11 protein-coding genes are annotated in these 13,365 nt (G+C 67.5%); all 11 read right to left on the reverse strand.

Annotated elements, in window-relative coordinates; all coding sequences use genetic code 11:
- Positions 1 to 11: 11 nt before the first annotated feature.
- The gene (locus E0H45_RS35210) at positions 12 to 800 is read right to left on the reverse strand and encodes an ATP-binding cassette domain-containing protein (RefSeq protein WP_131345510.1); all 789 of its coding nucleotides are present in this window, start codon (positions 798 to 800) and stop codon (positions 12 to 14) included.
- Positions 793 to 1,770, reverse strand: coding sequence for an ABC transporter ATP-binding protein (locus E0H45_RS35215; RefSeq protein ID WP_131345513.1), 978 nt, complete (start codon positions 1,768 to 1,770; stop codon positions 793 to 795). The genes E0H45_RS35210 and E0H45_RS35215 overlap by 8 nt, the downstream gene beginning before the upstream one ends.
- On the reverse strand, positions 1,767 to 2,696 hold the full coding sequence (locus E0H45_RS35220; RefSeq protein WP_238155522.1) for an ABC transporter permease: 930 nt from the start codon (positions 2,694 to 2,696) through the stop codon (positions 1,767 to 1,769). The genes E0H45_RS35215 and E0H45_RS35220 overlap by 4 nt, the downstream gene beginning before the upstream one ends.
- Positions 2,683 to 3,660: an ABC transporter permease gene (locus E0H45_RS35225; protein ID WP_131345516.1), complete on the reverse strand. Its 978-nt coding sequence runs from the start codon at positions 3,658 to 3,660 to the stop codon at positions 2,683 to 2,685. Before E0H45_RS35225 ends, E0H45_RS35220 begins: the two co-directional genes overlap by 14 nt.
- 1 nt (position 3,661) lies before the next feature.
- Positions 3,662 to 5,449 (reverse strand): peptide ABC transporter substrate-binding protein, encoded by a 1,788-nt coding sequence (locus E0H45_RS35230; protein WP_131345519.1) that lies wholly within the window; start codon positions 5,447 to 5,449, stop codon positions 3,662 to 3,664.
- 133 nt (positions 5,450 to 5,582) lie between these two features.
- Positions 5,583 to 7,148 carry a malate synthase A gene (gene aceB / locus E0H45_RS35235; protein WP_131345522.1) on the reverse strand — a complete coding sequence of 522 codons (1,566 nt, stop codon included), beginning with the start codon at positions 7,146 to 7,148 and terminating at the stop codon, positions 5,583 to 5,585.
- Between the two features lie 95 nt (positions 7,149 to 7,243).
- Positions 7,244 to 7,936 (reverse strand): HD domain-containing protein, encoded by a 693-nt coding sequence (locus tag E0H45_RS35240; RefSeq protein ID WP_131345525.1) that lies wholly within the window; start codon positions 7,934 to 7,936, stop codon positions 7,244 to 7,246.
- Positions 7,933 to 8,790, reverse strand: coding sequence for a hypothetical protein (locus E0H45_RS35245; protein ID WP_131345528.1), 858 nt, complete (start codon positions 8,788 to 8,790; stop codon positions 7,933 to 7,935). The genes E0H45_RS35240 and E0H45_RS35245 overlap by 4 nt, the downstream gene beginning before the upstream one ends.
- A gap of 113 nt (positions 8,791 to 8,903) precedes the next feature.
- Complete coding sequence (locus tag E0H45_RS35250) at positions 8,904 to 9,761, reverse strand: LLM class F420-dependent oxidoreductase (protein ID WP_131345531.1); 858 nt, start codon at positions 9,759 to 9,761, stop codon at positions 8,904 to 8,906.
- Positions 9,758 to 10,315, reverse strand: a complete 558-nt coding sequence (locus tag E0H45_RS35255; RefSeq protein ID WP_131345533.1) for a TetR/AcrR family transcriptional regulator — start codon at positions 10,313 to 10,315, stop codon at positions 9,758 to 9,760. Before E0H45_RS35255 ends, E0H45_RS35250 begins: the two co-directional genes overlap by 4 nt.
- Positions 10,316 to 10,394: 79 nt before the next feature.
- Positions 10,395 to 13,274, reverse strand: a complete 2,880-nt coding sequence (locus tag E0H45_RS35260) for a S8 family serine peptidase (RefSeq protein WP_238155523.1) — start codon at positions 13,272 to 13,274, stop codon at positions 10,395 to 10,397.
- Positions 13,275 to 13,365 lie beyond the last annotated feature (91 nt).

Here is a 13,365-nt window from a genome sequence, read left to right on the forward strand (position 1 = left end):
GGGCGGTCGATCTAGCTCAGGCCTGAGTCCTGGCGGATGGGGAGTACGGCGGAGAGGAGTTGGCGGGTGTAGTCGTCTTGGGGGGCGCGGAACAGGGCTTCGGTTGTGCTTTCCTCGACGAGTTGGCCTTTGTTCATGACTGCTACGCGGTCGGCCAGGCGTTCTACGACCGCGAGGTTGTGGGAGATGAACAAGAAGGACAGGCCTAGGCGGTCGCGGAGGTCGGTGAAGAGTTCGAGGATCTGGGCCTGGATCGAGACGTCCAGGGACGAGGTCGGCTCGTCGCAGACCAGCAGGTCGGGTTCGAGGGCCAGCGCCCTGGCGATCGCGATGCGCTGCTGCTGACCGCCGGAGAACTGCCGGGGGTACAGCTCCGCGTGGCCGGTGTTGATGCCGACCAGGTCGAGCAGTTCGAGCGCCTTGGTACGCCGGGACTCCTTGTCGCCCCGTTCGTGCAGGCGCAGCGGCTCCATCACGTTGCCGATGGCACTGAAATGCGGCAGCAACGAGCCGTACGGATTCTGGAAGACCATCTGCATCCGCGGACGCAGCGTCCGCAACTCGCGAGCCGGCAGCTTGTTCAGATCCTGCCCGTCGAACTCGACCCGGCCCGACGTCGGGGTCTGCAGGCCCATCATCAGCCGCGCCATCGTGGACTTGCCGCTACCGCTTTCGCCAACCAGGCCGAGCGTCTCGCCGCGGTGCACCGTCAGCGAGACGTCGTCGACCGCGCGGACCTCTCCGGCACGGGTCCGGAAGACCTTGGTCACGGACTCGGCGCGGACCAGTTCGTCAGGCATCGACGGCCACCTTCCAACACGCGGCGTCCCGGCCGGGACCGATCGTCAGAGTCTCTTGCTCGGTAGCGCACCTGGGCAGTTCGGCCCGCGCGCAGCGCGGATGGAACGGACAGCCCTCGGGACGGTGGGACAGGTCGGGCGGGCTGCCCGGGATCGGCCGCAGCGGCAGGTCCCGGCCGCCGACCTCGACCCCGGACCCGAGCAGGCCGACGCTGTACGGATGGCGCGGGTCGTCGAGCAGCCGGTCCATCGGCGCCCGTTCGACCACGCGACCGGCGTACATCACCACCGCGTCGTCGCAGAAGTAGCGGGCGACACCGAGGTCGTGGGTGATCATGATGACGCCGGTGCCACGGTTCTTCAGCTCCGCCAGCAGGTCGAGGATCTGCCGTTGCACGGTGACGTCGACGGCGGTGGTCGGCTCGTCGGCGATCAGCAGCGCCGGCTCGGTCACCATCGCCATCGCGATCATCGCGCGCTGCCGCATCCCGCCGGACAGCTGGAACGGGTACGTGCGGATCCGCTTCTCCGGGTCGGGGATGCCGACGTCGCCGAGCGCCCGTACCGCGCGCTTCTTGGCCTCCGCCTTCGTGCACAGGCCGTGCCAGAGTAGGTGTTCGGTGAGCTGACGCTCCAACGTCAGCGTCGGGTTCATCGCCTCCATCGCGCTCTGGAAGACCATCGCGATGTCGCGGCCGCGGACCTTGCGCAGCTCCTTGTCCCCGATCGCCAACAGATCCCGGCCGCCGAACAGCGCCTGGCCTCCGGTGATCCGCGCGGTCCGCGGCAGGATGCCCATCACACTGCGCATGGTGACGCTCTTGCCGCTACCGCTCTCGCCGACGATCGCCAGCGCCTGCCCACGTCGTACGTCGAACGACACCCCGTCGACCGCGGTCAGCGGCTCGGCGCCATCGCGCCGGAACGTCGTCCGCAGCTCGCGGACGGACAGCAACGCGTCTTCACTCATCGCTGCTCTCCGCTCGGGTCGAAAGCATCCCGTACGCCGTCGCCGATCCAGGTGAACGCCAGCAGGGTAAGGGCGAACAGCACCGCCGGCGCGACCAGCATGTGCGGCGCCGCCAGCAGATACCGGCTGCCCTCGCTGATCATCGCGCCCCAGGACGGGGTCGGCGGCTGTACGCCGAGTCCTAGCAGTGCTAGCCCCGCCTCGGCGGCGATCGCGGCCGGGATCGCGAAGCTGGTGGTGACCAGGATCGGCCCGATCGCGTTCGGCAGGATGTACCGGATCGCGATCGTGCTGCCCTTGGCGCCCATCGACCGCGCTGCTTCGACGTACTCGCGTTCCTTCAGCGTCATCACCTGGGCCCGGACCAGCCGCGCCTGGGTGACCCACGACGCGATCCCGATCGCGACCACCAGCGCGAAGATGCTGCGACCGAGCACGGTGACCATCACGACCGCGAACAGGTAGCTGGGGAATGCGTACATCACGTCGGTGAATGCCATCAGCACCTGTTCGACGCGACCACCGAGATAGCCCGCGAGCAACCCGATCGCCAATGCGAGGACGAGTGCCGTCAGCTCGGCGCCGAACGCCACGGTCAGCGCCGTCTGCAGGCCGTAGATCAGCCGGCTGAGGATGTCCCGGCCGAGCAGGTCGGTGCCGAGCAGATGCCCCGGCGCACCGGGTCCCGCCAGCTTGTGCTGGATGTCGGTTTCCTCATAGCCGTACGGCGCGATCAGCGGCGCCGCGAGCGCGGTGAGGATCAGCAACGCGCAGAAGATCAGGCTGCCGAAAGCCAGCCGGTGCTTGCGAAACCGGGACCAGGCCCGCGACCAGGGACCGCGCGCGGTGGTCCCGCGCTCGATCGGCTCCGGTTCGCCGGTACTCATGGTGCCGACCACGGCCTCGACGCCCTCAGTGGCCGTCATGGGACCCACCTCCCACGGTACGGATTCGGGGATCGAGGAGCCCGTAGATCAGGTCCACGACCAGGTTGGTCACCATCAGGATCAGCGCGAAGAACATCGCCGTACCCATCAGCAACGGCATGTCCCGGCTGGCTGCCGCGTTCGCGAAGTACAACCCGAGACCGGGGATCCGGAGCAGTGCCTCGACGAACACCGTGCCGGTCATCAGCGCCGCCAGCAGGGGACCGGCCACAGTGACGAGTGGAATCAGCGAGTTGCGCAGCGCGTGCCGGATGATGACGGTCCGCCGGGGACCGCCCTTGGCCAGCGCCGCGGTCACGTACTCCTCGCGGAGCGTCTCCAGCATGCTCGACCGCACGTATCGCGCCAGCACCGCGGCCGGGCCGAGGCTGAGCGCGAGCACCGGCAGGATCAGGTCCTCCGGGCCGTTCCAGCCGCCGGACGGCAACAACTTCAGGGTCGCGGAGAACAGCAGGATCATGAACGCCGCAGTCAGGTAACTCGGCAAGGCATGCCCGAGGGTGACCGCGAACATCGTCGCGTGGTCGGTCTTGGTGTTCTGCCGCAACGCCGCGAACACCCCGATCGGTACGGCGATCAGCAGCGCGAGCAGGACCGCTAGCAACGCCAGCGTCGCCGACACCGGGAACGCCTCCGCGATGATGTCCTGGACGTTGCGGCTGGCGTACTTGTACGACGGCCCGAAGTCCCAGACGACCGCGCCCTTCATGAAGATCAGGTACTGCTTCCAGACCGGGACGTCGGCGCCGTACCGGGACTCGAGTTCGCCGACCATCGATTCGGTGCCGACGCCGCCGAAGTTCGTGGCGCCGCTGTTCACCCGCTGCAGATCGGCGAAGTTGCCGGGCGCGAGCTGCAGCAGGGTGAACGTCAGGATCGAGACCGCGATCAACGACAGGACCAGGCGCACCCCGCGCTTGCCGAGGTAGACGGCGAGCCCCACGTCAGCTCCCCACGCTCAGCGACTTGAGGTAGAAGTAGTCCGGGTAGGCCCGCAGTTGCAGCCCGTGCACCTTCGGCTTGACCGCGTGGAAGAGACTCAGCCAGAGCACCGGCAGGTACAGGTACTGCTCCTCGCGCAGCTTCGCGGCCTGCTTGTACAGCTCCATCCGCTTTGCGTCGTCCGCCGCGGTGTTGGCCTTGTCGACCAGCGTGCCGATCTCCCGTGCGGGCTTCGAGGCGTGCCCGGCGAGGATGGCGTCGAGCTGGGCGGTCTTGTCGGCCGGCTTGAGGTTTTTGTCTTCCTGCACAGCCTGGTACTTCTGCCACTGGTCGCTCGGCAGGCTGATCTCCTGCACGTTCTTCGGCGACCAGAGCGAACCGACCATCGTCGGCCACGTCGGCAGCCCGGCGAACGTGCCGTAGTAGAAGCCGATGTAGTTCCCCTTCTGAACCTGCCAGCGCCGCTCGGTGTACACGCCGGACTCGACGTGGTCGACACTCGCCTTGATGCCCAGCTGCTTGGTCCAGCTGTCCACCATCGCGTCGGCGAGGGTGGTGTCCGGTACGCCGACGAGGATCCGCACCGGCGGTAGGCCCTGGCCGTTCGGATAGCCGGCCTCGGCGAGCAGCCGCTTCGCCTCGGCGACGTCCTCCTTGATCCCGAGGCTTGCGTCCCAACCCCCGGTCCGGCTGGTCACCAGCGAGACCCCCGGCTCCTGACCGGGTTGCACACCAGCCAGGGTCTTGCGGTCGAGCGCCAGCGACAACGCCTTGCGGACCCGGACATCCTCCATCGCTGGATGCTGGCTGCGCAGTTTCGCCAGGTAGAGGATGCTGTAGTTCTCGGTCTGCTGGAGCTCCTTCGACAGGTTCGCGTCCTTCTGGAACCGCAGTACGTCGGGCCCGGCCAGCTGTACCAGATCGGTCTCGCCGTTCTCGTACGCCACGGTCGCAGTCGCGGCCGCACTGGGCTCGACCAGGTTGACTTGGATCCGGCCGATCTTGACGTTGCCGCGGTCCCAGTACTTCTCGTTCGGCACCAGGATCAGCTTCGAGTTCTGGACCCACTCGGTCACCGTGTACGGCCCGTTGGACACGTAGTTCGGCGGGTTCTGCCAGTCCTTCGGCTTGCTCTCGACCAGGTCCATCGGCAGCGGCAGCATCGCCGGGTGGGTCAGCGCCAGCAGGAAGTCCGGGTTCGGGTTGGACAGGGTGAGCACGAGCTCGTGGTCCCCGTTCGCCTTCACGCCGACCTTCGACCAGTCGGTCAGTACGCCGGCCAGGAAGTCCTTGCCGCCCTTGATCCCGGTCGAGACCTGGTAACTGTTCGCGCCGAGCGTCGTACCGCCGGCCGACGTCGCCGCCGGCGTGAACAGCCGCTTGTAGGTCCGCTCGAAGTCCTGTGCGACAACGGGCTTGCCGTCGGACCACTGCGCGTTGTCGCGCAGCGTGAACGTGTAGGTCAGGTGGTCGTCGGAGACCTTCCATTCGGAAGCGACGGCCGGCAGCACTCCGTCGCCCTTCTCGTTCTGGGCCACCAGGCCCTCGGAGATCCCACGGCTGAGGATCCACATGCCGTTGGTGATCACCTGCGGGTCCAGCACCTCGACCGGTACGTAGTCGATCTTCAGCGTCGACTGGCCGTCGGCCGCCTTGCTGTCGTCACCGAACAGACCGCAACCGGTCAGCGACCAACTGCCGCCGATCGCGGCCATGGTCAGACCGGACAATCGCAGGAAGTCGCGCCGGGTCTGGCCGGCAGGGGGAACCGAGCTCGCGCGTTTGGCCATGGAGTGTCGCCTTTCTGGCGTCCTGAACTCGACTTATGGCGCGACCGTAGGGCCGTACGAGCGTCGATGTCAACGCTTTACGGCCATTACCGAAATTGATCTAGATCGGTGTCCCCCGGTGGCAGACGCCTGGTCAGCTGAAGCGTTCGTACGCCGGCAGCGTCAGGAAGTCGACGTACTCGTCGGCGAGCGCCACCTCCAGGAACAGGGCGCGAGCGGCGTCGAAGCGGTCCGGCGTACCGAGTTTGGCGATCTCCTCGTCGGCGATCCGTTCGACCAATTCGGTGGTGACCGTATCCCCGGAGTCGAGGGTGACCTGGTTCCGGCGCCACTGCCAGATCTGCGACCGGGAGATCTCGGCGGTCGCCGCGTCCTCCATCAGGTTGAAGATGCCGACGGCGCCGGTGCCGTCGAGCCAGGCGGCCAGGTACTGGATGGCGACACTGACATTGCTGCGGAGGCCAGCCTCGGTCACCTCACCAGGTGTGGCCGCGACGTCCAGCAACTGCTCAGCGGTCACCGCGACGTCTTCGCGCAGCTTGTCGACCTGGTTCGGACGCTCGCCGAGGACCGCGTCGAAGACCTTCCGGCACGTCTCGACCATCCCCGGGTGCGCGACCCAGGAACCGTCGAAGCCGTCGCCGGCCTCGCGGGTCTTGTCGGCCTCGACCTTCGCGAAGGCCTGCTCGTTCACCGCCGGGTCCTTGCTCGGGATGAACGCCGCCATCCCGCCGATCGCGTGCGCGCCGCGCTTGTGGCAGGTCCGCACCAGCAGCTCGGTGTAGGCGCGCATGAACGGCACCGTCATCGTCACGCTGTTCCGGTCCGGCAGCTGGAAGTCCGTACCGCGGGTCCGGTGCGTCTTGATCACGCTGAACATGTAGTCCCAGCGCCCTGCATTCAACCCGGCGGAGTGGTCCCGCAGTTCGTACAGGATCTCTTCCATCTCGAACGCGGCCGGGTACGTCTCGATCAGCACAGTGGCGCGGATCGTCCCGCGGGGGATCCCGAGCTCGTCCTGCGCGGTCACGAACACGTCGTTCCAGAGCCGCGCTTCGAGGTGCGACTCCATCTTCGGCAGGTAGAAGTACGGTCCCTGGCCGCGGACGAGCTGCAGTTGCGCGGCCGCCGCGAAGTACAGCGCGAAGTCCACCAGCGAGCCGGACGTCTCTTCGCCGTCGACGAGGATGTGCTTCTCCGGCAGGTGCCAGCCCCGCGGCCGTACGACGATCGTCGCCAGCTCCTCGTCCGGCTTGAGCGCGTAGCTCTTCGTGTCGGTGCTGAAGTCGATGCGCCGGGTGATCGCGTCCAGCAGGTTCAGCTGGCCGCCGACCACGTTCTCCCAGGTCGGCGTGTTCGCGTCCTCCTGGTCGGCGAGCCACACCTTGGCGCCCGAGTTCAGCGCGTTGATGGTCATCTTCCGGTCGGTCGGTCCGGTGATCTCCACCCGCCGGTCGACGAGCCCCGGAGCAGCGGGCGCGACCCGCCACTCCGGGTCGTCCCGAACGTCCTTCGTGTCCGCCAGGAACCCCAGCGACGCCCCGGCCGCGATCTCCGCGACCCGCTGCGCGCGCCGCTCGAGCAGCTCCCGCCGCCGTCCGTCGTACGCACGGTGCAGCGTCTCGATCAGTCCGAGCGCCCGCTCGGTGAGGATCTCGTCGTACCGCTCGCCCATCGGGCCGGTGACCTCGACTGCCACAGGGGACTCCTTAACTCAGAACTACGACTTCGTGATCGGTGATCCGGTCTACCCCGACCGTAATCCAGCCGTCCTGCTCCTGCACGTCCACCCGCTCAGTGCGGCAAAGGGTTGAGCCGGGTTCCGATCAACAGACCGCCCGGGCAACGCGCGTAGGCCGCCCTCCCCTTGGGAAACCGTCGGCACTCCGCGCGCCAAACGTCTCTGCACGCTGCGGGAAACCCGGCGCGGTGCTCGCAGGCCGCACGCACGAACTGCGGACCGAGGGCGGTGATCCGCGTCCCCGCCACGTCCAGCAGCGATCCGGCCTGCAGGTAGCACGACAGCGTCGCTTGCGGCCTCCGGATCTCGAGGTGTTCGAAGATCGCTGCCTCGACCTCCTCGATACGCCGTACCGGAGTTCCCGTCGGCGCCGTCTCCCGCACAGCCGCGACGCCGGCCGCGGTGAAACACCTGCCGGCCAAGGGCCTGAACAACCCGATGTCGTGCAGCATCGCAGCCACGTAGAACAACTCCGGATCGAGGTCGGCTCCGTCGGCCCGCGCCAGCGCCATCCCGAAACGCCAGGTTCGGACCGAGTGCTCGAGGAAGCCCCGGCTCAGGATGTCTTGCCCGAGGTCTGCGGCACTGGAGGTCCAGGGCGTCGGCTTCGGGGCGGGGAGGATCGCCGTCTCCATTCCCCGCTTTCCGAGCCGGTACGCCGCCAACTCGACCGTGGTCGACGCCAGCCGACCCATCACCGTCGGCAACAACCGCACTCTGTCCTTGGTGCTGAGCACCTCGTTCATGGCGTGGTGGACTCCGCCAGGTTCTCCGTGGCTGCAGGTTCGCCCGCGCGCCACTGTTCAGCAGTTCGAAGCACCCAGTACAGCAGGAACAGCACGAGCAGAACGGTCTCGACCACGAGGATCGCCGACGACCTCCAGATCAGTCCGATCGCGAGGCAGGCGCACATCCCGACCGCGATCAGGCCGTAGGCACCGGTGAACGCCCTCCGCTCGGGAGCCCGAGAGGCCGGCTCGTGACGCTGACCTCTGGCGCTGAGGACAACGATGACGATGAAGACTGCGAACAAGAGCACAGCGGCGGTGTAGTGCGCATTGCCGACGAAGCTGGGACGCGAGGTCGCGAACCAGATGATCCCCGCCAACCAGAGCAGCACAGAGGTGACGAGACCCGCGACCTGCTTCCAGTCCCATTTCGCGCTGCCTTTCGAGGTCAGCCCGATGAACATCGAGGCGAGCAGCGCTACGCCGCCGACCGCGAAGTACGCCACCATGTTGTTCGCGATGTCCGCGTCCGCCTGGCGCGAGATGACGTCTTCCGACCAGCACCTGCCGGCGTTCGGCGTCGGCACGAAGGCAACGACCGGCGCGAGGAGTCCGCCGAGGTTCAGCAGCACGTCCTTCAGGGACGTTGTGCCTTTCAGGACGATCATGCAGATGCCGATCGTCACCAGGGAACCGATGAACACCGCATGCACCGGCGTGTAGTAGTACGCGCTGATCGATCCCTGCCAGCAGTCCGACGCCGTCTTCCAGTGCTCGCGCAGCACCGCGACCGCGAGCATGATCAGGACTCCGATCATCGCCAGCCGCAGGTAGTTGTACGTCCGCTTCTCGAAATCACTCTGGGAGGCCATGGCCGTCCCCTCTCCCTGACGAAACTCCCCTTACCTGTTCGGATGATCGGGAAGCGCCGGGAGATACATTTTGGGTTGCTCCGACGGTGGGTTCCTTTCCACCGGGCGCGGTCTCAGGTGAGTTTCGGGAGCACCTCGGCGAGCACCGCGGCGTGCTCCTCCGGGTGGGAGAGGCCCAGGTTCATGGTGTTGACGCAGAGGTGGGTGGCGCCGAGGTCTCGCCAGCCGTCGGCGAAGGATCGCCAGTCGTGTTCCGGTACGGCGCCCAGCGTCAGCCTCGCCTCGATGCCGATGGACTGCGGGTCGCGGCCGGCCGCCTCCGCCGCCTCGCGGATCGTCGCGATCTGCTTGCGCGCCTTCTCGTCCGGAGCCGATTGCGGCATCCAGCCGTCACCGATCCGCCCGGTACGACGCAGTACCGCATCAGCACTGCCGCCGAACCAGATCGGGATTTCCCTGCCAGGCAAGGGATTCAGGCCTGCCTGGTCGACCCGGTCGAACGTGCCGTCGTACGAGATGACCGGATCCGCCCACAGCCTGCGCAGCAGTTCGACCTGCTGGGTCAACCGCGCGCCGCGTTTCTCGAACGGCACACCGAGGGCGTCGTACTCGACCTGGTTCCAGCCGATGCCGACGCCGAGGCGGAGCCGGCCGCTGCTCAGTATGTCGACCTCGGCCGCCTGCTTCGCCACCAACGCGGTCTGGCGCTGCGGCAGGACGAGTACGCCGGTGACGAGCTCGAGCCTCGTCGTGATCGCTGCCAGGTACCCGAACAGTACGAAAACCTCGTGAAACAAGGACTTGTCGGTGTACCCGGTCCAGCCCGGGCGGTTCGACGGGTCCGCGCCGAGCACGTGGTCGTAGGCGAGCACGTGGCTGTACCCGGCGTCCTCCACAGTCGTCGCCCAATCCCGCACTGTGTTGGGGTCGGCGCCGATCTCGAGCTGCGGGAACACCGCACCGATCTTCATTTCGCTCCCAACAAGTCGACGAGTCCCTGGACCGCGAGCTCGAACGGTTCGGTCGATCCGGCCGCCCGGGCGAGCACATACCCACCCTGCAGTACGGCGGCGATCGTCGCGGCGGTCCGCTCCGGGTCCAGGGACTCGGGAAAGTCGCCCGTACGCTTGCCCTCAGCAACCACCTCGGCGAGCCTGGCCCGCAACCACTCGAAGGTCTCCGCGACCGGTGCCCGTAACTCCGGATCCGCAACCACGTCGGGATCCGCTGCCAGCCGCCCGACCTGACACCCGCGCAGCACGTCCCGCTCCCGGCCGAGATAACCGCTGATCCGCTCGGCCGGCGTACCTTCACCGGCCAACTGCACCTCAGCGGCCTCCCGCAGTTCGGCCCCGGACCGCTCGATCGCTGCCTTCGCCAGCTCAGCCTTGCCGGTGAAGTGGTGATACATGCTCCCCTGGCCCGCATCCGCAGCCCGCTGAATCGCCTTGGGCGAGGTCCCCACATACCCCCGCTCCCACAACAACTCCTGCGTACTACGGATCAACCGCTCCACTGTCTCCACCCACCCCACTGTACCCAGAGGTACAGGTGAAGTTGGGGAGGATTCTGCACCCGAATCGGCACAGAATCCTCCCCAACCCTCAGCTGATCGTGAGGATTTTGGTGGGCGTGTACGTCGGGGCGTGGTCGGCGTCGCCGGGGAAGTAGACGCGGTAGGCGATCTGGCCGCGTACTGCGGGCTTGATGCCGAAGGCGTATTTGCCGGAGGTGCTCAGCTTCACCGAGGCGATCGACTTCCACACCTTGCTGCCGTACTGCTGCAGGTAGACGGTCTGCCCGTAGTGCGCCGGGGCGACGTAGCCGGTGAAGGCGGTCGTTCCGCCGAGGCGGATCGAGGCCGGTGACAGGGTGGCCGAGATCGTCGGCTTGACCTGGACCGTGACGTCGGCGGTGCGGGTGCCCATCAGGATCCCGTTGCCCGGGAACGTCAGCATGTAGACCGACGACACGAGCGGCTTGTGCGTCACCGAGAGCGTCCCGGTCGACGACGTCTTCAGCGCCGCGAGCAGCGTGAACTTCGAGGACGTCTTCGGCCGTACGTAGACGTTCACCGGCAGCCCGGCGTACGCCAGGTTGTCGATCCGCAGCGTGCTGCCCTTGATCGTGATCGCCCCGCCGTAGTTGATCAGCGTCGACGACACAGCGATCCCCGACTTCATCCCGAGCAGCTGCTTCACCGCGGCCTGGGCGCTGTAGTGCCCGGCACGGTCCTTGACCCAGGCGGCATACGTGTACGTCGTACCTTGCGCGAGCCCGGTGTTCTTCACCGAGGTCCCGGTGCCCGCGTAGACGAGCGTCCCGGTCGTCGGCGTCGGCGCCTTGCTCCCGACGTTCCGCCGGACGATCACCTGGTCGAGATCCGTGGTCGGCGGGATCGTCCACGACAGGTTGGCAGCCAGGTAGGCGCCGACCCCGATGAGCTGCACCGGCTGCGGAGCGCGGTCCTCCGTACTGAACACCGAGGTGAACGGCACCATCGGCACCGTGGGATCGAGCGAGACGACACCGTCGGCGACGATCCGGAACGGCGTTGCCTCAGCCAACGGGGACGCCGGCACGATCTCCGCCCGGTGGATGGACTGGTCGTAGGAGACGGTCGCCGGAATCACCGCACCGGTCTTGCCGTTGAGCAGTTTCACGCCGCCGTTGGCGACACTGTTCTCGTCGACCTCCCGCGGGAAGGTGACGGTGGGCTTGACAAGGACCGAGACACCGGAGGACAGATTCGCCGGCTGCACGTCCCGCACCGGGTACGCGTCGATCGGCGCGGTGCCGACGTTGCCGTCCGCGTTGGTGACCTTCAAGGAGTAGGTACGGCTGTCCCGCGACCCGTTGGCGTTCCGGACGGCGACGTACATGGGCCCGGCCGGAACGGTGACGTACGTCGATGCGGTCAGCGGCTGCGGGATCTCGTACCCGTGGCTGTCCACCGGAGGCTCCGGCTTCTGCACGAAGGCCAGTGGCTTGAGGTTCTCGTCGTACGCCGATACGACCGGCCCGAAGTTCTGCGCGTAGACGCCCGAGTTGAACATCGGCCCGCTGACGTCGATGCGGACCTGGTGCGCGTAGTCCGTCGGCAGCTTGTACCAGTCGACGTCGCCTTCGACGCTGATCGTCGACGAGACCGCGACGCCGGCGATCAGTTCGCCTGCGCGGGCCGGCTGGTCGTTCTTGTCTGCGACACCCTGCGGGAAGTCAGTGGTCCATTTGCCGCCGAGGGCCTGGTAGGCGTCCAGGATGCCTGCGCCGTAGTACGGGTCGGTGCCGCGCGGGCCTGCGTCGCGGGCGGTGGCCTTCAGGCGCGCCATCACCTGGGCCGGCGTCAACGACGGCCACTTGTTGCGGACGAGGGCGGCGACACCGGCAACGATCGGCGACGAGAACGACGTACCGCTGAGGCCGAGCCAGTACGGCTCGTAGCCGGCCTCGGTCTGCGCGCGGGGCGCTGTGCTGGTGATGTCGTAGCCGGGGGCGGCGATGTCGACCGAGTCGCCCCAGGTGCTGAAGCTGGTCAGTACGCCGGCCGAAGTGGTAGCGCCGACCGACAGGACCTCCGGGTACGCGCCCGGGTAGTGCAGGTCCGAGGAGCCGGTGTTGCCGGCCGCGGCGACCAGTACGACGCCCTTGGCAACGGCGTTCTGGATCGCCTGGTGCAGGACGGGGTCGTCACCCTCGCCGCCGAGCGACATGTTGATCACGCGGACGTTGTTCTTGACCGCCCAGTTGATGCCGTTGATCAGGTTCGAGTCGTCGCCCGTGCCGTCGTCGTCGAGCACCTTGACCGGGCGGACCTTCGCGTTCCAGGCGACACCGGCGACGCCGATCCCGTTGCTGGTACCGGCCGCGATGATGCCGGTCACCGCCGTACCGTGGCCGTCGCCGTCGTTCGGCGGCAGGGCCGTGTTGAACGTGTTGTACCCCGGCAGCAGGTGACCGACCAAGTCCGGGTGGCCGGCGTCGACGCCGGTGTCGAGGACACCGATCGTCTGGGTTCCGGCCGTCTTCGAGAGGTCCCAGGCACTGTTGACACGGACGGTCGACAGGTACTTCTGGTAGTTCGTGTAGAGCCAGTCGTTCGGGGTCGCGGACTTCTGCCGGATGTAGTTGAGCGAGGCAAGCTCAACCGACGGGTCGGCCTTGACCTTCTTCAGCAGCTCGGGCGCCGGGCTGTCACCGGTCACGGTGACCACGTCGGACGTGACGGACACGTCGGGCGTGCCCTTGGCCTTGGCCAGCGCCGCCTTCCGGGCCGAGGTGGTGGCCTTCGGCTTGAACTTCACGATCACGGACTTGGCGTCGTACGCGGGTCCGCTAGCAGTGCTAGGACGGAACTTCGCGTGCAGCACGTTCGGCTCGGCGGAGACCGCGGCGGTGCCGGACGATCCGGAGAGGGCGACCAAGCCGGCTGCGACGAGGGCCGCGGGCAGGGCCAGGCGCAGCAGTTGAGTGGGACGGGACAACAGGGGACCCCCAAGATGAGTGAACCGACCACATTCGGTCCAGGCCTTAAATCGTTGGACCGACCCTCGGCGTTACAACGCCCCGGGATCT

This window comes from Kribbella soli (genome assembly GCF_004331345.1).
GTDB classification, from domain to species: domain Bacteria; phylum Actinomycetota; class Actinomycetes; order Propionibacteriales; family Kribbellaceae; genus Kribbella; species Kribbella soli.